We start from the raw sequence: 23,511 nt of genomic DNA on the forward strand, positions 1-23,511 counted from the left end.
ACTTAAGCTTATCGGGATTATTATTTTTTTAGGAGGTAACATTAATGTTAACTACAGAAGCTAAATTAGCAGTAATTAAAGAATACGCTACTCATGAAGGTGACACTGGTTCTCCAGAAGTACAAGTTGCGATTTTGACAAGCCGCATCACATACTTAACTGAACATTTGAAAGAACACAAAAAAGATCATCATTCCCGTCGTGGTTTGTTGAAATTGGTTGGTCAACGCCGTAACATGCTTGACTACCTTCGTCGTAAAGATATCGAACGTTACCGTTCCCTTATCGAACGTCTTGGTCTTCGTAAATAATACAATTAGCCGTCCATTTGGACGGCTTTTTTATTTTATTTCCTTGTGTTATAATGAATTTAGGCAAAGGGAAACAACTGCCGATAATCTATTGTGGAAACACAGAAAAAAGGACAGAGCGGCGACTCTGTCCTTTTTATTGTGCTAGTTGCTATTTAAATCTACTATCTAGCCACTTGATGATGTAATGGCAAGTTACACCACCTATGATAGTGATTATAAGGGAAACAACATAATCCACTATAGAAACACCTCCTTTCTGTTGCCAGAATAGGAGTTAGCAACAATTAAAGTATATCATATGAACTGAAAAAATAGCTTAATTTAATTAGATGATATATAATAATAAGGTATACGTATAAGAAGATTTTTAGGAGGAATAGGAATGGAACAATTCCAAATGGACCTAGCTGGTCGTACGCTTACGATCGAGACTGGGGAACTTGCAAAACAAGCTGGCGGTGCCGTAATGGTTGGTTATGGCGATACACGCGTACTCGTTACCGCTACAGGTTCTAAAGAGGCGAAGGATATCGATTTCTTCCCACTCACAGTAGATTATGAAGAAAAAATGTATGCTATTGGTCGTTTGCCAGGTGGTTTTATTAAACGTGAAGCACGTCCACCTGAATCTGCTATCTTGAATAGCCGTTTGATTGACCGTCCTATTCGTCCACTATTTGATAAAGGTGTACGTAACGAAGTACACGTTGTAGCTACAGTTATGTCCGTAGATCAAGATTGTGATCCTGCTATCTGTGGTATGATTGGTGCATCTGCAGCATTATCTATTTCCGATATCCCATGGGCTGGCCCAATTGCGGGCGTTCGCATGGGTCGTGTAAATGGTGAATTTGTTGTAAACCCAACAAAAGCACAATTAGAAGAAACTGACCTTAATATCGTAGTAGCTGGAACAAAAGACGCTATCCTCATGGTTGAAGGTGGCGCTCAAGAGGTTCCGGAAGAAACCATTCTTGAAGTTATCATGGCTGCTCACGAAGAAATTAAGAAAATCGTAGCATTCCAAGAAGATGTAAAAGCTAAAGTAGGCAAGGAAAAACGCGTATTTGAAAGCAAAGACGTACCTGCTGAAGTCGCTGATGCAGTTCGCGCATATGGTCACGATAAACTTGACGCAGCCGTTCGTTGTGCAGATAAACAACAACGCGATGCACAAGAAACAGAAGTACGTGAAGACGTTTTAGCACATTTCGCAGACATCTACCCAGATAACTTAGCTGATGTGAATAAAGCATTCGATGCTATGACGAAGGAAATTGTTCGTCATATGATCACTGTTGAAAAAATCCGTCCAGATGGCCGTCAACTTGATGAAGTTCGTCCAATCTCTTGTCGTACAGGCGTATTGCCTCGTACACATGGTTCCGGTCTATTCACACGTGGTCAAACTCAAGTATTGAACGTAGCTACTGTAGCGCCATTGTCTGAAAAACAAACAATTGATGGCATTGGTTTAGAAACAGAAAAACGCTATATTCATCACTACAATTTCCCATCCTTCTCCGTAGGGGAAACTCGTTCCTCCCGTGGTCCTGGACGCCGTGAAATCGGTCATGGTGCTTTAGCTGAACGCGCATTGGTACCTGTAATTCCTAGCGAAGAAGAATTCCCATATGCATTGCGTCTAGTATCTGAAGTATTAGAATCTAATGGTTCTAGCTCCATGGCTTCCGTATGTGGTTCCACATTGTCCTTGATGGATGCTGGTGTACCTATTAAAGCTCCTGTAGCAGGTATCGCAATGGGTCTTGTAACACAAGGTGAACACTACACAATCTTAACAGATATCCAAGGTATGGAAGATGCTCTTGGCGATATGGACTTTAAGGTTGCTGGTACAGCTAAAGGCGTAACTGCTATCCAAATGGATATTAAAATTTCCGGTTTGTCCCGTGAAATCCTTCATGAAGCATTGGAACAAGCTCATAAAGGCCGCATGCACATCATGGGCATTATGTTAGATACCATTGCTGAACCTCGTAAACAAATGTCTCAATATGCACCACGCATCATTACAATGAAAATTGATCCAGACAAAATCCGTGACGTAATTGGTTCTGGCGGTAAAGTAATCCGTAGCATCATTGACGAAACAGGTGCAAAAATCGACATCGAAGATGATGGTACTGTATTCATCGCTTCTGTAGACCAAGAAGGTGCTGCAAAAGCGCAACAAATCATCGAAAACCTTACTAAAGAGGTTGAAGTAGGTGAAGTATACCTTGGTAAAGTAACTCGCTTGATGGCATTTGGTGCTTTCGTAGAAGTATTACCAGGTAAAGAAGGTCTTGTACATATTTCTAAACTTGCAAAAGAACGCGTTGAAAATGTAGAAGACGTTGTAAATGTAGGCGACGAAATTATGGTTAAGGTTATCGAAATCGATAAACAAGGCCGTATTAACTTGTCCCGTAAAGATTGTTTGAAATAAGAGGTGTTACATGGATATTCGTGGCTTTGAAGTAGTTTCTGCTTTTGAAGAACAAAATATCAATTTACCAACACGTAAAACCACAGAAAGCGCAGGCTATGATATTGAATGCGCTGAAGCTGTTACATTAGAACCTAATCAAGTAGTTCTCGTGCCAACAGGTCTTAAGGCTTTCATGGCATACGACGAATACCTTGCCATCCATATCCGTTCTAGCATGGCTATCAAACGCAAACTAGCTCTTGTGAATAGCACAGGCATTATTGACAGCGATTACTACAATAATGAGGAGAATGAAGGTCATATTATGATCGCCCTCCTAAACTTTGGCAATGAACCTGTTACCCTTGAAAAAGGCGAACGCGTTGCACAAGGCATTTTCTCTAAATACCTTATCACCAACGATGACGACGCAACAGGCGTACGTACAGGTGGTATCGGTAGTACTGGGACTATGTAAACTACATATAATTCTGATTAGAATGGTGAAAGCCGCTCAACTTAGGTTGGGCGGCTTTTTGGTGTGTAAAAAATTACGTATAGGCTTCGGTATACTAAAGTTAATCCATAAGACTTATTGTTTTTAGTTGTGTTATGAGGAGATTAGCTATGAAAACTTTAAAAGAAAACATCATCACAGTAGAAGACATTAAAGCAGAAATTGAAAAAGCAGAATTTGATGTTCCAAGAGAAGATGAGGATTTTGGTGATCGCTATGATCGATTACATGCAGAATGGGCTGTAAAAGGATTAAAGAAGTATAGAGATGAATTAAAGGAAACCTTTGCTGACAAAGAACATTTTAAGGATTGGGTAATAGACATATGGGGAGATGTAAATACTTTTATAGCTGTAATAAACGAAGAACTACGCTTACGTTCTATTGAATCCATTCGAGAAGCATCCGAATGCGCTGCATTAATGAAAATTTTTATTCCCTCTGAAAGTGGTTCAAGAGATGAAGCTGAAGAAAAGGTAAAACGTAATCTAGAAGAAGCTTTAGAAGAACATGACCAAAGAATTATTAACATCTTTGATGTTGAAATTGTGCCACTTTTACAATGGAATGAAGAGTTACTTGCTATGAAAGCCTTCTTGACTAATGATTTTTATATGAAAGGATCATTTTCAGACAAATTAAAAGAAATATATACAAATGTGTTTACATTGCTAGATAGAAATTTGCCAGAAAAAGTTGAATACAGTGATGCTCATTCCTTTGAGTATTATGTGGATTTAGAAGATGAATGGGAGTATTTGTACTTAGATGATCTAAATCCAGTAGAAGAACTATTAGCTATATTGCCTGGTAGTCCTTATGAATGTGATGTTATGTATTACGCTCATTCAATTAATTGGAGTATCAAGAATAAGCATGTAAATACTTTCAAAGAAAAATGCAAAGGGTTATATAATTCTTTGTATCAATAGTAGTATAGATTATTTATATGAGCTAAGGAGTGTTTGTATATGAGAAATATGTTAGTTAATGAAGAATCAAAAGAATCTGTTTTAAATCTATTTGAAAAAATATTGAATGTAAAATTGAAAGAAGCAGAAATCAAACAGGCTGATTGGGATGCAAAAGGTTTAAAACCTAAAAAAAATGAAATTATAGAGGCATTTAAGCATTTGGATTCATTTGATACATATATTGAATCAAATTTTGAATCTAAAGAAAATTTTGAGCTTCTCATCATAAATGAAATAAAAATTCGAATGGAGGAATTGCTAGAAGGTTTTCATGGTGTGGGGCGACCTATGATTATTCCGTGTATTAAAAGTGGACCCTATAATGAAATAAAAAAACAAGTAAAAGATTTGTTACATACAAGACTTAATAGTCATGATAATGAACTTCCTTATTTATTTGATAAGTTTATCGTACCTGATCTTGCCTGGAGCGAAGAATTATTTGCGATACTAGCTTATTTAAAAGAGAAAACTTATAAACCTAATTCATTAACTAACGAATTAAGAACAATCTTTATGAAAGCCTATGTAACACTTGAGGAAAATCTACAAGACCCAGAATGGTATTGTAATGCCAAACCATTGACATACTATTGGCATATAAAATCAGACTTAGAAGAAATCTATTATGATGATTACTTACCAATTCAAAAACTAATATCTTTTATACCTAATAATTCATTAGATTGTTATATATCTTACTGTCCAAATTATATCAATGAAATCTGGGCAGAATTACAAGAAGGAAAAGTTAAACAAGCAATTTACAAGACTTATTATGATTTGCTACAAAAAATTAGTTAGTTGTTTGGGATAGGAAGGAGAAAGGCTACATATGAATTTATGTAGCCTTTTATGATTCTAGTTTATGAGCACAAGATGAATTCTTTTATGAAGAATTTATGAAATATTAAATATATAATAATATTTTATTGGTAGAATATGGTAAGAAATTAATCCATATTAAATAATTCAAATTTGATTGGATAGCAATAGTTGTTTTGGCAAATTAATGAATAATAGATACAGTTGGTGAAGTAAATGGAAAAGAAGCTTATAACTGGAAAAATTAGTATAGACTCTGATTTATTTAGAAACAATATTAAAGAGTTGATTATTGAAACATTAAATGAATTACTATTTAAACAAGATGTTGATAATATGAAGTTTACTAATAAATATGATGCTATTAAGGTAAATGAAAATAAAGAAAGTAATTATATAGATCTGTTGACAGAAACAAATATTGAAGTTAATGACATAAAAAATAAAGGGCTTTTTAACGAAATAAGTAATTCAAATCAAGAAATTACTGAGCTTAAAAATGAACGTGATAATTTAAAACAACAATATAAATTATTAGAAGATGAGTATTTTGAATATAAGAAATTAAAAGATATTGAAATTAATAATTTAAAGAATGAGAAAAAGGAGTTATTAAATGAAATAAGCGATATAAATCAAAAGCTTATTGATTTTAAAAGTCAACGAGATAGATTATATGAACAATATAAAGAAAAAGAAGAGGAATTTTCTAAATATAAAATATTACAAGAGAAAGAAGTCTTTAAAGTAAAAGAAGCTAATAAGTCATTAATAGAAAGATATAATATAGATAAAAATGAATTAATATCTAAGATATCTAATTTGAACGATGAATTGGATAATATATTTAAGAAGTCTAGAGAGCTATATAGTAATATAAAAGAATTGGATTCGATATATATAAAAGAATTAGGGAAACCGATTAATTTAGATAATTTTGAAACTTTTATTATAAGTAGTGTTACAAATGGAAAGTCACTTAGCAATATATGGTCTGTTGCAAAAATGGCAATAAATAATGGTGATGAAGTCTCCTTTAATATATTGTGGCAATATTTTAAGGAAATGATATCTCTACACAATAAGGCTAAAGGTGAAGATGTTTTTACTATTGATAACGTACAAATTGGTGATACATATTCTGTACACGATCATGAAAGTAAAAATGAAAATATATCATATGGACATGTCTCTAAAATATATATTTTAGGTTTTACAAATAGTTTTATAGGTAAAAGAGTAGAAAAATCTTATGTGTTAGTTGAGGAATAGTTACTATGATGAACAGACCCTTTAAAGTTTCTTTTTGTGATATAAAAAGTCATTATGTAAATCATTTAGAGTGTATATTACAAGAGATTAATAATACTATTTTTAATGATTCTGTTGATATAGAAATAGCCAAAATTTCGCAATCTAAAAGTTTTTTAGAAGTGCTTTCTAATTTTGATGCATATGATGATATTTATCAATGTGAAACAATAGATAAATTTATATCAGATTATCCTGAAGTTAATGGCGTAGATCAAGCAGATTTGAACTTTGGTAATTCTAAATTGGTTACTAAAAATGATTGTGTGGATAATGTAAAAATTGTTGAAAGGTATCAATATTTAATTGATAAATTAGATTCTTATAATACAAAAGAAAAAATAGATTTTTTTCATGAATTTAAAGCAATTAAAGATAAAAAGTCTGTAGATATCGATAAAATTGTTAACCTAGAGAGACTTGATGGTAGGTCTATTTCAGATCGAATTTTGGGAGTGGTTTTTTTAATTAATTTTCATGATCCTACTTATGCTAGAGCATATGATATCCTTGGTGAATATTTTCATATCTCTAAACCAGCATCTTTAACACTGGAAGAGTTCAATGAGCTTAAGCGTCTCATGATGACAGTGTATGATTGTGAAACCCATAATTTATATCAAATGAAATATGAAGATACAGATATTATTAAAACGTATCTATTTGAATATGGATTTGAGAATAAAAATTACAAATTTCTTGATACATTACTGAATAATAAAATTCCTAAAGAGTGGCTTGAAGAAAAAGAAGTAATTAAGATTAATAAATTCTGTATAGACTTAAAACGTATTGGTGAATTATTGCAAACTGGTGTGATATCTGGGAATGTAGTTAAAAATCTATTAGAAAGACCAGAGTTAAATTCTATTAAATTACAAGTGATTGCTATTCTAAATAGGTGTAATCTAACGTTAGAAGATTTATTACTTCTTTCAAAAGAAGGATTAGGAAAGCTTTATCTTGATATTGATAGAAATAGAGCTAATATTCAAGGTGAAACTCAATCGATTTTATATGATCCTAATCATGGACATTGGGAAATTTATGAGGACTCTATTGAATATTCTTTTTCAGAAGAGACAACAAATGTAGATGGGTTTTATGCTAGAAATCCAATATTAGATGTTAAAGAGGGTGCAATTTGTGCTATAGATTTTGGCACTAAAAGTACTGTGGTTGCAATTCGAGACCAAGAAGAAGTATTGCTCCGTATAGGGACTGGTGATTACTTTTCAGAAGTTCGTAAAACCGATTATGAAAACCCAACAACAATATATTTTGACAATTTTTTTAGTTTCATTAACTCTTATCATACTCGAGAAGGACGTCCTTTTACTAATTGGAAAGATTTGAAAATATCACATGAAGCGGAACAAAGATTCTTTAATGATATTACTAATGAAGATAATTTTTATGCTACATTTAGTGAATTAAAACAGTGGGCAAATGATTCTAATCGTTATCAAATTATTCGTGATAGACAAGGGGAAGAATTTAGATTAGTTCCATATAAAAAATTAGAGAATGAAAATAATTTTGATCCTATAGAATTATATGCTTATTACCTGGGGCTATATATTAATAATATGACTAATGGTATATATTTAAATTATATTTTATCTTTTCCAGTTAATTATGGAAAAGAAGTTCAGGATAAACTATTAGCAAGCTTTACAAAAGGATTAAGAAAATCATTACCTACTAGCATATTAAATAATGAAGAATTGATGGAGGATTTTGATGTATATGCTGGTGCAAGTGAACCAGCTGCATATGCCATAAGTGCATTAGAGATGTACTCTTTAGAGCCAACTAGTGATGATGAAATTGCATATGGTGTATTTGATTTTGGTGGTGGAACCACTGACTATGATTTTGGCATTGAAGTTAAGCCTACTGATGGTAGACGTAGATTTGAATTAACTCAATTTGGTAAGGGGGGAGACCCTTATCTAGGTGGAGAGAATCTTTTACAATTATTAGCGTATAAAGTATATATCGAAAATAAGATTGATATGCTTAAAAATCGTATCCCAATAGTTCTTCCTCCAAAGGCGGAAAAGATTCCTGGATATGAATTACTAGTAATGAGTCATGATGTTGCTACAAAAGAAGCATATTCTAATATAAGAGTTTTAATGCATTTATTAAGACCGATATGGGAAGAAATCAAAGATGCTGAGGATGAATTCAATGAAGGTTTCAAGACTGTAAGGTTATTTCCTATTGATAAACAAGATATGCATGGAATAGATATTTCATTAAAAATAAATATTGAAAGCCTAAAAGAATTACTTAAAGAACATATTGAGATTGGGGTTAAAAATTTTATTAATCAAATGTATGCAGTTTTTAACAAGAAAAAATTGAAATCATATCCAATACATATTTTCCTTGCAGGTAATTCTTGTAAGTCATCTATTTTACAAGAAATATTTGTTCATACCCTTGTAGATTCTGTTAAAGATTTCATTAATACTCATAAAGATGACAGCGATGTAGAAAATTTAGATTTATATAAACTCTATCCGCCATTAGGTACAAATTTTGCTTTTAATAAAATTGAAAAATTATTCAATGAGGATGATTTAGTTATATTACGCCGTATATTGGTTGATACTAGTATTTTAAATGTTATTGATAATAATACTCCTCTTAATCAAATACGAACAGGTAAAACTGGGGTAGTTTTTGGCCTCCTACGAAGCCGTAAAGGCGGAAAAGATGTTCGTATTAATAATGAGAACCTTACTGATATTGATGAAATTAAATTCCCATTCTATCTTGGTGTAGAAGGTGATAATCGTATGTTTAAAACGGTTATTTCTATTGATGTTCCTTACAATACATGGGCGCCTTTTGACTGGGCGGATGAGAAAAGGTTTGAATTGTATTATACAGTTGATAATAGAGCGTTATATGATAATACTTTACCAATTAGTGAGACATCATTAAAAGTATGTAAGATTGATAAAGCTGATATTAATGAAGATTATAAGATTTTTATTAGAAAAGTTGGAATTAATATAATTGAGTATGTTGTAGCAGATACAGATTTTAATGGTGATACTGCAAATCTTCATGTATATAGTAATGTAATAATAGGATAAATTATGAAGAAAAAAATTGATCAAATTATAGAAAAAGGTCATTCATATCTGAATTCAATAAGTCAATATGATGAACAAAATGTATTAAATTTGTGTTCAGATGATGAGTATATAAATTCAGATATTGAAGAGTATTTAGAGGGTGGACAAATAGATCTTCGTAATTTCTTTTTATATCGAATTGATGAAATTGTGTTTTCAAAGAAAGATGGACCACGTCGAGAGGCAATGGAAAACGTCTTATCTTCCTTTAGAAATTATCAAGATGTTAATTTGATTTACATGATTTTAGGAGATAAAGATAAAGTAAATTTTTATATTGGTGTTTCTAAAAACTTACATTTACAGGATTATAGTTATTCTACTGGCCTTGCACTAAAAGACTATGCTGATGATATTTTACAACCTAGTATAAAAGGTAACTTTGTTGGTAGTACAATTACAAAAATAGAGCCTAAAGAAAAGGAACGAATATTACAAAGACTACAAAATGGTAGTTACTCTGGACTTATTAATGGTATCCCTGGTTTTATAGATGAAAATAATGGAGAAAAAAGTGATTTTCAAGGCGTTGAGCGCCTTGTAGATACCATGGTAGGCAATGAATTTGGATTAGTTGTTATTGCAACTCCATGTAAGGATATTGATATAATTCAGTTTAATCGTAATATCATACAAGTACATGATACATTAAGCCCACTTTCTAAATATTTAATTCAGTCATCAGAATCAACTCAAACTCAAGAGGGAACTGAAGAAAACTCTACTAATAGTAGAGCAATTGGATTATGTACCAATAAGGATTCTATATCTATACACTCTAAAAGTAAAATAACTGGTCATGATCATAGAACGGATAATAATAAACAGAATAATTCAAGTAAATCTCAAACAAAAGGTATACAAAAATCTGAAAATATAGCAAAATCGTCAAGCTATGCAAATTCCCAAAATACTTCAGAAAATAATATTGAGAATCACAATAGTAGCAGTTCAACAAATAATACTAATACTTTAAGTTCTAGTAATGATGATAGTACTTCTTACCAATATAATGAATCAGATAGCATTAATGATTCACAACAATGGTCTGTTACTTCTTCCGAATCGGTTAGTGAAAATAATTCAGAGTCTAATAATACGATTGACACAACACAAAATTCTTTTCAAAAGAGTACTTCAATAAATGATAATCTTTCATATTCTGAACGTAAAAGTAAACATGATAGTAATTCAACGCAATTTTCAAGGTCTATTGAGCTAGAAAAAAAATCAGTTTTAAATTGGCTTAAATATATCGATGATGAACTATTGTTGCGAGTTGATGCCTCTAGAGGTAAAGGAGCCTATTCTGTTGTTAGTTATTTATTTGCTGATAAGACTAGAACAACTTTATTCAGATTGGCAAATTCTATTTTGGGACTTTATGGTGGTGATAAAGGAAATATAAACCCATTACAGTTTATAGAATTTCAAAAACAACAATCGAAAGAATTGAATAATATTAAATTATGTTTATCCAATTTACAAGTTCCATTATTAGATTCATCTACTCCTATTTGGAAATCAATCTTTTCTAAAATTACCTATACTGCACTAGGAAAAGAATGTTATGGAACTTGGCTGAATACCGATGAATTAGGGCTTCTCATGGGGATGCCTAGAAAGGAAGTCTTAGGAGTATCTACAAGGGATGAAGTGGAATATGGATTAAATGTAGATCTTCCTGGAGAAAATCGTACTAATGAATTTATTAAAATTGGAAGATTGATTCATCATGGTGATATCAAGAATACACCTATACATTTAAAAAAAGAAACTTTAAAAACACATACATTTATTTGTGGAGTGACAGGAACTGGTAAGACTACGACATGTCAAAATATACTATTACAATCGGATTTACCATTCTTAGTAATTGAGCCTGCTAAAACAGAATATAGAACTTTAGCTAATAAATTAGATAAGGAAAAGATTTATTATTTTACATTAGGTAATCAGAATGTTGCTCCATTTTATATAAATCCTTTTGAAATTTTTGAAGGTGAGTCTATTACAAGCCGGGTAGATATGATCAAGGCTACTATGCAGTCAGCTTTTGATATGGAGGCTGCAATGCCACAGCTAATAGAAGCGGCAGCATATGATGTTTATAAACGCAAAGGTTGGAATATAAATAATTCAACATGGATGAATCCTGATACGAATAAAATAGATGATCCTTTTAAAGCAGATAGTTTTGCATTTCCTACTTTGAGCGATTATATTAATTCTATCGAACTTGTTACTAAAGAGCAGGGCTTTGGTGATAAAATGGAAGCCGAATATTTAGGCTCATTAAAAGCACGTTTACAAGCTTTATTAGTAGGGGCAAAAGGGATGATGCTTAATACTCCTAGAAGTATAGACTTTAAGAATTTAGTTAAACAAAAGGTTGTTCTTGAATTAGAGGATATTAAAGATGGAAGTGAAAAATCACTGTTAATGGGATTTATCATTACAAATTTATTAGAGGCTGTAAAGTATCAATACAAACAAAATTCAAAGTTTCAGCATATTACATTGATTGAAGAGGCACATCGGTTGCTTAGTAAATATGAACCAGGTGATAGTTCTAATAAAAAAAGAGGTGTAGAAGTATTTGCGGATATGTTAGCAGAAGTCCGGAAATATGGAGAATCATTAATTATAGTTGATCAAATTCCTAATAAAATGACTCCGGAAGTATTAAAAAATACAAATACAAAAATTGTGCATAAAATTTTTGCACAAGATGATAAGGATGCTATAGGCAATACATTGGCACTTAATGATGAACAGAAAAACTTTTTGTCATACTTAGAGAAAGGTCGTGCTATTGTTATTACGGATGGTTGGAAAAAACCAGTTCAAGTTCAGATAGAACTACTAAGTAATACAACTGGTGTACCTGATATTTCAGAAGACATTATAAAACGTAGAATTTTTGAGTATTATATAGAAAATCATAAAAATGGTGTATTGCCAGGTATACAATATTTTTCTGATAATATTTCTATGGATGACATAGGATTGTATTTTACATTTTGTTCCATGTTAGGAATTAACAATAATGAATTATCTAAGCTAGTTGATTATTATTTAGATTATGATAGTATTGCTGAAAATATTGGATCTAGAGATATTGAAGTTTTACAGAAACGATTAATTAAGCAGATTGAAGATATCTCTATGACATTAAAAAATATTAAAGATAAAGGAGTTATGAATCAATATATTTATTGGCTTCTTGGTCGGTCAGGTATAAGTATTCGTTTAGGTATACATTCTTGTATTAATGAATTAATAAGTTATGTTTTAATGTATATTGATAAATATACTAAGCTTTCATCAATTACTTCTGGTTTAGAGCAGATGGAATTTGAAGATGGATATAAAGCAATTTTTAATAGTATAAGAACTATTTATAATAAGGAGGTCTAATATTATGGGTTTTTTCAGTTGGGTTGGTAGTGCTATTGGTAGTATTGCAAGTGGAATTAGTAACGTTGTTAGTACTATAAGTTCTGGTTTATCAGCTGCTATTGATAGAGTAGGATCAATTATAAAAAGTGGTATATCTACATTAGGTAAATTAGTTAAAACAACGATTAAGACATTAAAAGAAATCTGTCCCAAAGGTGCTAATCTATTACATGGAATTAGTCAGGCTGTAACTAAGTTATTAACACCTGTGTTAGGTCCTTTGGCTCCTGTAGTTACAAGCATAATTATGGATGTTATAAATGATATTTTTGTGAGCTTATTAACTCCTGCTAATGAGAAGCACCTTGATAATGAACAGATAGAAGAGTATGGTGCACTTCTTGAGGAGTCTGAAAAAAATAATTGGGATAATGGAGATAAATTTCATACTGTTAATGAACATTATGAATATCTAAAATCTAAAGCTAAGGAAGAGAATGTTGAAATTAAGCCTGTAGAAAAATTGTCTGTTGAATCTATGAAACGTAGAGCCATAGCAATGTCAGAACTTTGGGATCGATTAGAAAAAAGAGAAGAAATTACTATTTCTCAAGATTTCCTAATTTTTTCAGCATTAAAAGCTTTTACGCCAGAACGTGTGCAAGCAATAATTGATGCGTCCAAAGAAATGGGCTTTTCTGCAGTTAAGTTTTCAGATTTACGTGAAGGTAAATTAGATCCTGATATTACAAAAAAATATAATTTGACTATTGTATCAAAATTAAAAGAAATATATGAAAATAAAGGAATAACTATAACTGATGATGAAGCTATAAATGAGTTAGCTAATATGAAGACTGCTGTTGAAGAAATAAAATTTATGGAACCATTAAAAGATAAATTCGATTCATATGCAGATTTAGGAGAGAGATTATTTGATAAGAATTCTTTAGAAAATGAATATAAAAATATGGGGTAAGGATATTCAATCATAGATTTTAAATTTTTGATGTGAAGATATGAAATTATGAAGAAGAAACCATTAGAAGCTGAGTGGATCAGTTTTAGTAACTTTAAAGAAAATCATGAACAACATAATTACAATTTAAGTAATATGGATAAAGTTCTTGGTGAAGGTCGTTTTAATGTTGAAAATGGACAGAGTTGTGTATCAAATAAACGATCTAAATATGATATTGATGTTACTATGAATAAAGATGCTTATTTATATAAGGGACCTAAAGAGGATATTGATGAGGTTAAAATAACAAATATACTTGGAAATAGTATTTATAGATTCTCATCAATAAAAAAGCATATAGAATTAGAAACGATTAATAATGTAGCCAACGGAGACTCTTTTGAGTCTCCGTTTATCAAACAAAGTAATAATCTATTGAATTCTAATGCTCTAAAAGAGAATTATTTAAAGAAAATAAATGTTAGTTTGGAAAATATAAAAAATTTATCATTAGAATTATCTGAATTAGAAGAAATTGATAAGACTTTACGAAGTAAATGGATTGAAAAGGAGTAAATAATATAGTGAATAGATTGCTATGTATAATATCAGATACAAAAATATTTTTTTTTGTTGATGCTCCAAGACCAAATAAAGGTTTAGAATTACAAACTATAAAAGGTTCTTATGAAATTGATATATCTATGTATATTAATCGTAAGCAAGACTTTAGAGAAGAGGTATGGCAAGATTTATGTGAATCTGCTGGATATATGTCTTCTACCTATATTGCTGCATTATATTTATGTGAGTTAGAATCTGAGAATGCAAGAATTATATTTAAAGTATTAAATGAATTAGTTGAATCTCATAATGTTGTTGCTAATAGTGACGGAATAAAAAAGTCAATTCAATGGACTAATAAATCTCTTAACGACCTTTTTTTTAGTAGTAAGAATCTTAATTTAGGTAATTGGAAATTTAGTCAAAATTATGTGGTTTTTGAGAACACTAAGTATAATATTGTCACAACAAACTGTGTTGAATACAACTTTATTGATATGAAAACGGATTCAACTAATCTTAATACAAAAGAAGCTTTAACATCTGCAAAAGTAGTTTTTCCTAAGACCTCATTAAGAAAAAAAACATATAAAAAAACTAAGTATAAAAAAAATGCTGAAAAAATAGTAGTTAAACATTCTATTTGTGTGGAACAATCAAATATAAAGGATCCGCGTGCTCAGTACTTAGAAGAAAAAACTAAAAATATGAATTTTGAAGTTAGTGAACCAAGATAGAACATTACAAATATAAGTTAGATAATTAATTCAAATAAGAAGAATGTATGAATATGAACAGTGGACAAGATAACTCATCAATTGAATTATGGAAAGCTCAGCAAGCAAGAGTACTGAGCAATGATTCTATAGCAGTTGATTACTTTTGTGTATCTAAATCGATATTAAATAATATCGTGTTAGAAAAAATTAAAAATGAAATTTATGAGTATATACATGATTTAAAGGCTGTATTAGATGAACCATATTTGATATTCAAAGAGAGTGGTGTTGCTTATTTTGGTAATGAAAAAAGAATCGTACCATTAGAGTCTAATACAGATAAAATTCTGTTTATAGATACGAAGCGTAGTAAGTTTTCACGTTATATTGAATATCGAATTGGCAATGGTTATAAGGAAATTGATAAATTTATTATAGAATTAAAAAATTTCATTAATGGATATACTACTGTTGGAGATGATTTAACTGTATTATTAAAGAAAATAGATTTTAATCCTATTTTGAACTATTTTAAAAATAATAATCTTATAATTCCCGATTGGTTAGATAGTTTATTAAATAATCAATTATTAACAGAGTCATCAAAATCATCGAAAATAAGATTATTAGAACTAAAAAATAAATATATTGCTATTGGAACAAAGGGACTTATATCTGCAGATAAAAATTTTAATATTGTATTTTCTAAAAGAATACATGTTAAAACTTTTAATGATTTTACTAATTATGTCATAAGGAATTTATGTGAACCTAATCATGTTAAGTTATCAAAATATGACAATAAGTATTTTGACAAACTTAGATCTTTTGTTTTAGATTGTAAAATTAAAAATATTTTTGGAAATATTGATGTATTAGTAAATGGTATACTTAAATACTACAAAAAAGAATTTCAGCATGTTGAAAAAATAGAAGACTATAAAAAGTGTTTAGGTGGTTTTAGTGTCAATGATATATACGAGTTATATATTAATGAATTAAAAAATTGTGACTTAAAACGTGCTAATATTTCACCATATACTGATGATATGTTGGAAGATATAAATAATGGACATTGGAATGTTTATGAATCATTTGCTGATGAGTATAATGCAAATACATATCTTTGTAAGGTACCCAAAAATAAAGTATTAGTAGCTAGAAATCCATTACGAGATGTCAACATGAAAGCTGTTTGTGGTATTGATTTTGGTACTAAAAGTACTGTTGTTGTATGTCATGATAAAGATGATAAACTTTTACGTGTTGGTGCTAGTAATTTTCTAGAAGAACCAAGGGTAGAAGATTATGAGAATCCTACTGTTATTCATATTATTGACTATGAACATTTTATTAACAATTATAAGTCGTCCGCAGGCAGACCTAATACTGAGTATAAAGATTTACAAGTTTCTCATGATGCTGCAAAAGAGATATATAAAACAAATTTTGATAAGACACGGTTTTACTCCGTATTTAGTGAATTAAAACAGTGGGCGAATTCAAAGTATAGAAATCAGATTCTTCAAGATTATAATGGAGAATTTATTAATTTAAAGCCATATTTGTCACTAGAGAAAGATGATTTTGATCCAATAGAAATTTATGCATACTTTTTAGGACTTAATATTAATAATATGCATACAGGAATATATATAAAGTATCTATTATCTTTTCCTGTGAATTATGAATTGGCTGTTAGAAATAAAATTATTGAAAGTTTTGAAAGAGGCTTAAAAAAATCACTCCCTAATACTGTGCTTAATGACGCTAATGTCATGAAACGATTCAAAGTATCTATAGGAGGGAGTGAGCCTGCTAGTTATGCTATTACTGCACTAAACTCATTTGGTGTGGAACCTTTAAAAGAAGAAACGTCAAAAGTAGTTTCATATGGAGTTTTTGATTTTGGTGGCGGTACTACAGATTTTGATTTCGGTATTGAATATATTCCAGATAGTATAAAGTATAAATTTGAAATAGAACAATTAGGAAATGGTGGAGATGTTTATTTAGGTGGGGAAAACTTATTAAATGTTTTAGCATTTGAAGTTTATAAAGATAATTTGGATGTATTAAGGAAAGAAGCAATCCCTATAGTTATTCCTCCAAAATCTCAAGCTTTTTCTGGATCTGAAGTTTTAATAAAAAATGAAGAGAATGCTGATCAGTCTTCATATTTAAATTTAAAACTTATTGCATCTGAATTACGTGACTTATGGGAAGAAACTAATGATTATGAAGCTAAATATAATGAAGATACAATAACTATTAAATTATTTTCAGTAAATGGTAAAGAGAAAACGGTTAATTTACGTGTAAATCTTGATGAATTACAGGATATAATACGTAACCATATAAGAGATGGAATTGATAACTTTTTTAATACATATTTACGTGTAGCAAAACAATACCAGGATAAAATGACGTCACCTTTGCATATACTTTTAGCAGGTAACTCTTGTAAATCAAGAATTTTACAAGAAGAATTTGTTTCACGTATAATAGCTGAATTGAATGATCTGAAGAAGATAAATGGTAGAAAAGATAATTTAAAACCTATATTTAAATTATACCCACCTCTAGGCACTAAGTTTAATATTGAAACTTTAAAGAAATTGGATGTGGTTAAGAATTCACCATTTGATTTAGAAAAATTATTATTCCTAGAGTAAATAAAATTAATATATTTATAGTTCATCTTTCTTATGGTTAGGAACTTTGTACTTTATAGGATTAAAGGTTAGTAAATGGAAAAACTAATATCGATAGATCGGATTAAAACCGGTAAAACTGGTGTAGCATTTGGCCTAATAAGAAGCCGTGAAAGTGGTAGAGATGTTCATATTTTAAATGCAGCAATGACTAAAGATAGCGAAATTTTATTTCCCTATTTACTAGGTTGTGAGGATCGTAATTCTTGCTTTGATGTTTTAATTGGTGAAAATGTTGGATACGGTATATGGGCTAGATTTCTTCCGTGTATAGGTAATGAGATGGAATTATATTATACCAAGGAAGCTAGAGCACAATCACATAATATGCCTGTGTCAGAATCTAATTACGAAATTATGTATATAGATGATGAATATGTAAATGAAGATGGTTATTTCTTTATTAGAAAAATAGCTCCAGATGCTATTGAATATACTGTGGCACTAACTGAAGATATGGAAAGTCCATCATTTGAGCCACTTAAAATTTATTCTTTAAAATTGAATTAATGGAGAATATATCATGTCAAAACGTTTTCAAGTAAAATTTAGAATTAAATCTGATCCTAAATCAACATCTCGAAATGGGGTAAATGCAACCATGGTTACTGCTTCTACTATGTGTGATGCACGTAATCAAGTAAAAGCACGTTATGCTAATAGTCTACATGGAATAGAAGTTATTTCTGTTGTTGAAAAATAAGAAAACATTATGCCAAAATTCTACCCAACAATAATAAATAGTTTCCACGGTAGTGAAGGAGAGCGTCTCGTATATGAGGCGCTCTCTAAATTAAATAACGAATACGTAATTTTTCATTCTTATAGATGGTTAGGCGAATTGAACCAACGGCGGAGTGAAGGTGAAGCAGATTTTGTTATTTTACATCCTAAAAAAGGCATTTTATCCATAGAGGTAAAAGCTGGTGGGATATCCTATCGTGATGGGAACTGGATTCAAACGAATCGCAATACAAAAGAAGAAAAAATTATAGATCCTTTGGGACAAGCTGCAGAAAGTCAATTTAGGATTCAGAACTATTTACGTAAACATTATAATGGGCAGATGCCTGTTATTGGTCGAGCCGTATGGTTCCCATCTATAGCTATTCATAATAAGATTTCATTACCATTAGAAGTAAATAGAGAGATTGTTTTTGATGTAGATTCTTTACTTAATGTATCGGAATCTATGGATAAAGCTTTTAGCTATTGGAAATCTAATTTAGGATTTAGAGATTCTGAATTATCAGTTAATGATTTTCAGAATATGATTAAGACGTTAATGCCTACATTTAATATTGTTGAATCAGTTGCAAGTACAGCTCTTGAATCAACGAAAAGTTATATTCAGATGACGAAACAACAAGCATCTATACTACATTTTTTACGTGAGCAACCAACGGCTGTTATTCATGGTCCTGCAGGGACCGGTAAAACGATGCTTGCTATTGAAAAGGCTAAAATGCTAGCTGCGGAAGGTAAGAAAGTCTTATATTTATGCTTTAATGAGTTCTTACTATCCTATGTAAAAGAGCACTATATGTGCGATAATATAGTCTTTCATAATATTAGGTCTCTGGCTGAGAATTTGATGCCTAATGCCAATTACTCTATAGCAGAAATTATTCCTCAATTTATTGAGTACTTTCAAAATAAATACGATGATTTAGAATGGTCTTATGAAAATGTAGTCATTGATGAAGGTCAAGATATTGATGAACGTATATTGGAACATATTTCTATATTAGTAGACATGTTAGGCGGTCATTATTATGTGTTCTACGATAAGAATCAGTACATAATGATGCATAAATCGACGCATTGGTTAGATACTTATGGGGATTGTCGCCTTGTATTGTATAAAAATTGTCGCAATACTGCAGAAATAGCTAAAACTGTAGGAACAACATTAAGTGATATTAAGAAAGATGCTTACATAAATGAGTTATCTGGGATAAAACCACTTGGATCATTTTATAAGAATGAAAATGAATTACGTACCATCGTTACAAAGTTTGTTACAAAAATGATTCAAGATAAGGTAAGATCTGAAGACATTGTTATTCTTACTACAAGTAGTGTTCCTAATAGTATGTTAAAAAATATTTCTGCTATAAACGGAGTATCTATCTCTACTGAGCCAAAGAAAAATAATATATTGTTCACATCAGTTCGTAAATTTAAAGGTTTAGAGGCTAAAGCAGTTTTACTAATTGATATTTTAGTCAATCGCCTCACTAATGAATTACATAAACGGTTAGTCTATGTTGGTTCATCGCGGGCAAATACATATTTACAATTAGCATTTTATGAGAATGTACCTAATGAAGATTATAAGTCCATTCTAAATCATTTAGGTGTAAATGAAATCAATGGACCTAGTAAAGAAGCTTTATTAGAAACTTTTGGTCTCAATTTATTAAAATAATATTTTGATGCGTTATTTTTTTCGCATACACTTTTGTACAATATACATGTAATCAGTTAGTTATTCTAATGTTGTTTTGTAGTATAGAGGTGTATGGTATGAAAACAGATGTTATCAAAGAAGCTCTTGAAAGTGTAAAAAAAGAAGATCCTAAATTATACGAGGATGTAGTAGAGTATATTTCTTCTAATAAAAATAAAACTGGTGTTCATCCTGAAGGGGTGTATCATGAACACAATTGGCCTAATATTATAGGACCTTTGCCTGGACCTTTTCCTCATCCACGGAATCCATTTGAACAAAACCCATTTGGTGTATTCTGGCCATTGGCAGGTTTATATCTGTTCTATAAATTAGTTAGAAAGGTATGGCGATTATTACGAGGCAAGAATCAAAATATTTCTTTAGATGATATTATTACGTATATAAATAATAATAAATAATGAGTTGTATGGGAAAGTAATAATGGGTTCAAGAAAGTTAAAATTAGGTGATATTGTTTTTTGTGAACGACGTAGTGGATTATTGGGCCGCAACTTATATCAACATTATGGCGTATATGCGGGTTATCATAAAATTATCCATTACGTAAAAGGGGATTCTCCACTAGACGGACGAATTGCTGAGACTAGCATTGAAGAATTTTGTGACGGAGATACATTATATATTGCCGAGGACGATAGTTTATTATCTATTTTCCAAGATGCAGATGTGACATCTACCTTTTATGGACCACGTAAAACTGTAGAACGTGCTAGATCTATGATTGGTAAAGGCGATTATAATTTATTTAATCATAACTGCGAGCACTTTGCTATTTGGTGTAAAACAGACCTTAATAAATCAACTCAACTCAGCATAGAAGGTATGGCAGCAAGAGTATTTAAACCTTCGTGGGGACCAATGAAATGGTTGGTTGATGAAATTTGGCGAGTTGAGGCCAAGTATTAGTAGAACCATATGGAACTAGCAATGCAGTAAAACATGTGTTGCTAGTTCTAACTTTCAAAAAAAGCAAAATATTAAAAAATAATTGTTGACACACACGGATACGTGTATTATAATTACATCATCAGGTGAAAGAAATCACCAACATGTAGAACAGAAAGACTTAGATTCTAACAGCAATCCTATCACATACATAACTTGATTAAGATGAGTATAGAATCTAGTATAATTTCATAGTTATCGTTCATAAACGATTCATAAGGTTAGACACTAGCAGCAATTATTTGATTAAATAACCAGAAAAAGTAGTTATGGAGACCCTTTGGTCTAGAGTATCGTGTCTAGTTATCCTTAGCCTCAGTGAGGTTAGTAATTGTCTTGAACTTTGTATTGTAACCGCTCATGGTTGTCTTGTTTATTTTGCTTTCAAAATTTACGTTGTGATAATCCGCAGCGGTTTTTTATATGCCAAGGAGATATGAACTATGAATACATTTATGGACGCTTTAACAAATAATGAAAAATCCTATACAGCTAATGATGGTACTGCTTATCATACGAGTGGTAGTCCTCTTGTGGACCTTAATTTCTCTGTGCCTACATTGCGTCAGGTCGCAGTTAATTTTTATGGTAAAAGTAAACATGATCGATATTTCTATGGTACACATCGCTCTATGGATGCAGTGGATGCATTGCGTTTATTTATTACATCCTATGATGAAGACCCTCTATATACCATGAAATGGCTTATGTATGCTCGCCATATTAAGCTAGGACTTGGCGAACGCGATGTATTTCGTATGATGCTCACTAAAATTGGTGACTTGTATCCAGAGATGGCATTGCAGTTCATCATCGGCACCGAGTTATGGAACTATGGTCGTTGGGATGATGTGCTACGCATCTTCTTTGATACGACAAGCGGTATTTTACACGATGGACTAGGTGAATTAATTGCCAATCAGTTTAGACGTGATGTAATGGGGTGCGGACTGGGCGATTCTATTAGTTTGTTAGCAAAATGGATGCCGTCCAATAATACATCGTCTAAGCAAAAACGTTCTGAGGCGGTTATTTTACAATCCTTATTACATCTAAGTGCACGAGAGTACCGTAAAACTCTGTCTAGATTGCGCGAACATCTAGCGGTGGTAGATCGCAAGGCATCGCTAAACCAATGGAACGATATTAATTATAATCATGTACCATCTAAGGCGAATCTTAAATATCGTAATGCCTTTTTAAAACATGATGAAGAACGCCGCCAGGCGTATCTTACATCATTAGAAAAGGGAGACGACTCAGTTAAGATTAATGCGAACTCTATGTTCTTATATGATATTGTGCAAGCATACGTAAAGGCGGATAGTTGCTGGGACAGTATTCTAAATCCATATGACGAAACATTAGAGCAATTATGGAATGCCCAAGAATCTCCTAAGGATTATGACGATATCTTAGTTATACGCGACGGATCTGGATCTATGGGGCAACAACTATCTGGTAATAGTTCCGTTACCGCACTTAGCGTAGCAGATTCGATTGCATTGTATTGTGCACAGCATAACAAGAATGAATCCTTTAAAAATCGATTCATTACCTTTAGCAATCGCCCTCAGATGGTAGACATTTCGATGTGTGAAACTTTGCGAGATAAGCTTAGACGCTTACATCGCTTTGACGATTACAGCAATACGGATATAGAGGCAACTTTTGACTTAATTCTTGACACAGCTGTTAGACATCATCTGCGTCAAGAGGAATTACCTTCAGCGTGCCTCATTATTTCTGATATGCAGTTTGATCAGGCTACAAAGCATGAGGATAACACGACCGTTATTGAATCATGTCGTCAGAAATTTGAGGCCCTTGGATATACTATGCCACGGCTCATTTTCTGGAACGTATCTGTCTATGCACATAATACAATTCCTGTACAAATGCATCCCAGTGGTGTCATTCTCGTATCTGGATTCTCTAAATCCATCGTAGATATGGTGGTATCTAGAGAACTCGATCCTGAAATGGCACTCAAAGCCGAATTAGATGCTAAATGTAGTATTGTAGATACAGTATTACAAGGCTATGTAAAGGTAGCGTAACATTTATATAATCTCATTAAAATAGGTTCCTATTAGTCACAATATGACTAGTAGGAACCTTCTTTTTGTGTAATTAATTTGTGATATAATGAGTTGTAGATTTTATACTATAACAATCATTTTATATATACGAGGAATTA

General features: G+C 31.3%; 18 protein-coding genes. All 18 read left to right on the forward strand.

The features are described 5' to 3' along the window. Nucleotides 1-44 precede the first annotated feature (44 nt). The 18 genes from rpsO (at nucleotide 45) to HMPREF1477_RS00865 (ending at nucleotide 23,371) form a co-directional block, all read left to right on the forward strand. Nucleotides 45-311 (forward strand): 30S ribosomal protein S15, encoded by a 267-nt coding sequence (gene rpsO / locus HMPREF1477_RS00785; RefSeq protein ID WP_005379030.1) that lies wholly within the window; start codon nucleotides 45-47, stop codon nucleotides 309-311. A 385-nt stretch (nucleotides 312-696) separates the two neighbouring features. Beyond that, nucleotides 697-2,766: a polyribonucleotide nucleotidyltransferase gene (locus tag HMPREF1477_RS00790; protein ID WP_016475474.1), complete on the forward strand. Its 2,070-nt coding sequence runs from the start codon at nucleotides 697-699 to the stop codon at nucleotides 2,764-2,766. A 10-nt stretch (nucleotides 2,767-2,776) separates the two neighbouring features. Beyond that, nucleotides 2,777-3,226 carry a dUTP diphosphatase gene (gene dut, locus HMPREF1477_RS00795; protein ID WP_005379026.1) on the forward strand — a complete coding sequence of 150 codons (450 nt, stop codon included), beginning with the start codon at nucleotides 2,777-2,779 and terminating at the stop codon, nucleotides 3,224-3,226. A 149-nt stretch (nucleotides 3,227-3,375) separates the two neighbouring features. Continuing rightward, a complete protein-coding gene (locus HMPREF1477_RS00800) occupies nucleotides 3,376-4,197 on the forward strand; it encodes a hypothetical protein (RefSeq protein WP_016475475.1) in 822 nt (273 codons plus the stop codon). A 39-nt stretch (nucleotides 4,198-4,236) separates the two neighbouring features. Beyond that, entirely contained in the window at nucleotides 4,237-5,043 is an 807-nt protein-coding gene (locus tag HMPREF1477_RS00805; protein WP_016475476.1) for a hypothetical protein, read from the forward strand. A gap of 237 nt (nucleotides 5,044-5,280) precedes the next feature. After that, nucleotides 5,281-6,336 carry a hypothetical protein gene (locus HMPREF1477_RS00810; RefSeq protein WP_016475477.1) on the forward strand — a complete coding sequence of 352 codons (1,056 nt, stop codon included), beginning with the start codon at nucleotides 5,281-5,283 and terminating at the stop codon, nucleotides 6,334-6,336. A 5-nt stretch (nucleotides 6,337-6,341) separates the two neighbouring features. Then, nucleotides 6,342-9,488, forward strand: a complete 3,147-nt coding sequence (locus HMPREF1477_RS00815; RefSeq protein WP_016475478.1) for a hypothetical protein — start codon at nucleotides 6,342-6,344, stop codon at nucleotides 9,486-9,488. 3 nt (nucleotides 9,489-9,491) lie between these two features. Next, nucleotides 9,492-12,950, forward strand: a complete 3,459-nt coding sequence (locus HMPREF1477_RS00820; RefSeq protein WP_016475479.1) for an ATP-binding protein — start codon at nucleotides 9,492-9,494, stop codon at nucleotides 12,948-12,950. 4 nt (nucleotides 12,951-12,954) lie between these two features. After that, on the forward strand, nucleotides 12,955-13,911 hold the full coding sequence (locus HMPREF1477_RS00825) for a hypothetical protein (RefSeq protein WP_016475480.1): 957 nt from the start codon (nucleotides 12,955-12,957) through the stop codon (nucleotides 13,909-13,911). 48 nt (nucleotides 13,912-13,959) lie between these two features. Continuing rightward, entirely contained in the window at nucleotides 13,960-14,469 is a 510-nt protein-coding gene (locus HMPREF1477_RS00830; RefSeq protein ID WP_016475481.1) for a hypothetical protein, read from the forward strand. An 8-nt stretch (nucleotides 14,470-14,477) separates the two neighbouring features. Further along, entirely contained in the window at nucleotides 14,478-15,194 is a 717-nt protein-coding gene (locus HMPREF1477_RS00835; RefSeq protein WP_016475482.1) for a hypothetical protein, read from the forward strand. Nucleotides 15,195-15,241: 47 nt separating this feature from the next. Beyond that, nucleotides 15,242-17,851, forward strand: a complete 2,610-nt coding sequence (locus HMPREF1477_RS00840) for a hypothetical protein (RefSeq protein WP_016475483.1) — start codon at nucleotides 15,242-15,244, stop codon at nucleotides 17,849-17,851. Nucleotides 17,852-17,926: 75 nt separating this feature from the next. Then, entirely contained in the window at nucleotides 17,927-18,400 is a 474-nt protein-coding gene (locus tag HMPREF1477_RS09475; RefSeq protein WP_016475484.1) for a hypothetical protein, read from the forward strand. A gap of 13 nt (nucleotides 18,401-18,413) precedes the next feature. Further along, a complete protein-coding gene (locus tag HMPREF1477_RS00845; RefSeq protein WP_016475485.1) occupies nucleotides 18,414-18,593 on the forward strand; it encodes a hypothetical protein in 180 nt (59 codons plus the stop codon). A gap of 9 nt (nucleotides 18,594-18,602) precedes the next feature. Then, nucleotides 18,603-20,321, forward strand: a complete 1,719-nt coding sequence (locus HMPREF1477_RS00850) for a nuclease-related domain-containing DEAD/DEAH box helicase (protein WP_016475486.1) — start codon at nucleotides 18,603-18,605, stop codon at nucleotides 20,319-20,321. 98 nt (nucleotides 20,322-20,419) lie between these two features. Next, a complete protein-coding gene (locus HMPREF1477_RS00855; protein WP_016475487.1) occupies nucleotides 20,420-20,764 on the forward strand; it encodes a hypothetical protein in 345 nt (114 codons plus the stop codon). A 22-nt stretch (nucleotides 20,765-20,786) separates the two neighbouring features. Further along, on the forward strand, nucleotides 20,787-21,272 hold the full coding sequence (locus tag HMPREF1477_RS00860) for a lecithin retinol acyltransferase family protein (protein ID WP_016475488.1): 486 nt from the start codon (nucleotides 20,787-20,789) through the stop codon (nucleotides 21,270-21,272). A gap of 482 nt (nucleotides 21,273-21,754) precedes the next feature. Continuing rightward, the gene (locus HMPREF1477_RS00865; protein WP_016475489.1) at nucleotides 21,755-23,371 is read left to right on the forward strand and encodes a DUF2828 family protein; all 1,617 of its coding nucleotides are present in this window, start codon (nucleotides 21,755-21,757) and stop codon (nucleotides 23,369-23,371) included. Nucleotides 23,372-23,511 lie beyond the last annotated feature (140 nt).

Origin of the sequence: Veillonella sp. HPA0037, assembly GCF_000411535.1 — a bacterium.
Taxonomy (GTDB): domain Bacteria; phylum Bacillota; class Negativicutes; order Veillonellales; family Veillonellaceae; genus Veillonella; species Veillonella atypica.

Bases quoted from the DNA above. Each gene is read 5' to 3' on its own strand.
- rpsO (WP_005379030.1), top strand. From the start codon at position 45: ATGTTAACTACAGAAGCTAAATTAGCAGTAATTAAAGAATACGCTACT.
- HMPREF1477_RS00845 (WP_016475485.1), top strand. From the start codon at position 18,414: ATGTCAAAACGTTTTCAAGTAAAATTTAGAATTAAATCTGATCCTAAA.
- HMPREF1477_RS00830 (WP_016475481.1), top strand. From the start codon at position 13,960: ATGAAGAAGAAACCATTAGAAGCTGAGTGGATCAGTTTTAGTAACTTT.
- HMPREF1477_RS00825 (WP_016475480.1), top strand. From the start codon at position 12,955: ATGGGTTTTTTCAGTTGGGTTGGTAGTGCTATTGGTAGTATTGCAAGT.
- HMPREF1477_RS00800 (WP_016475475.1), top strand. From the start codon at position 3,376: ATGAAAACTTTAAAAGAAAACATCATCACAGTAGAAGACATTAAAGCA.
- HMPREF1477_RS09475 (WP_016475484.1), top strand. From the start codon at position 17,927: ATGGAAAAACTAATATCGATAGATCGGATTAAAACCGGTAAAACTGGT.
- HMPREF1477_RS00805 (WP_016475476.1), top strand. From the start codon at position 4,237: ATGAGAAATATGTTAGTTAATGAAGAATCAAAAGAATCTGTTTTAAAT.
- HMPREF1477_RS00840 (WP_016475483.1), top strand. From the start codon at position 15,242: ATGAATATGAACAGTGGACAAGATAACTCATCAATTGAATTATGGAAA.
- dut (WP_005379026.1), top strand. From the start codon at position 2,777: ATGGATATTCGTGGCTTTGAAGTAGTTTCTGCTTTTGAAGAACAAAAT.
- HMPREF1477_RS00810 (WP_016475477.1), top strand. From the start codon at position 5,281: ATGGAAAAGAAGCTTATAACTGGAAAAATTAGTATAGACTCTGATTTA.
- HMPREF1477_RS00850 (WP_016475486.1), top strand. From the start codon at position 18,603: ATGCCAAAATTCTACCCAACAATAATAAATAGTTTCCACGGTAGTGAA.
- HMPREF1477_RS00815 (WP_016475478.1), top strand. From the start codon at position 6,342: ATGATGAACAGACCCTTTAAAGTTTCTTTTTGTGATATAAAAAGTCAT.
- HMPREF1477_RS00820 (WP_016475479.1), top strand. From the start codon at position 9,492: ATGAAGAAAAAAATTGATCAAATTATAGAAAAAGGTCATTCATATCTG.
- HMPREF1477_RS00855 (WP_016475487.1), top strand. From the start codon at position 20,420: ATGAAAACAGATGTTATCAAAGAAGCTCTTGAAAGTGTAAAAAAAGAA.
- HMPREF1477_RS00790 (WP_016475474.1), top strand. From the start codon at position 697: ATGGAACAATTCCAAATGGACCTAGCTGGTCGTACGCTTACGATCGAG.
- HMPREF1477_RS00865 (WP_016475489.1), top strand. From the start codon at position 21,755: ATGAATACATTTATGGACGCTTTAACAAATAATGAAAAATCCTATACA.
- HMPREF1477_RS00860 (WP_016475488.1), top strand. From the start codon at position 20,787: ATGGGTTCAAGAAAGTTAAAATTAGGTGATATTGTTTTTTGTGAACGA.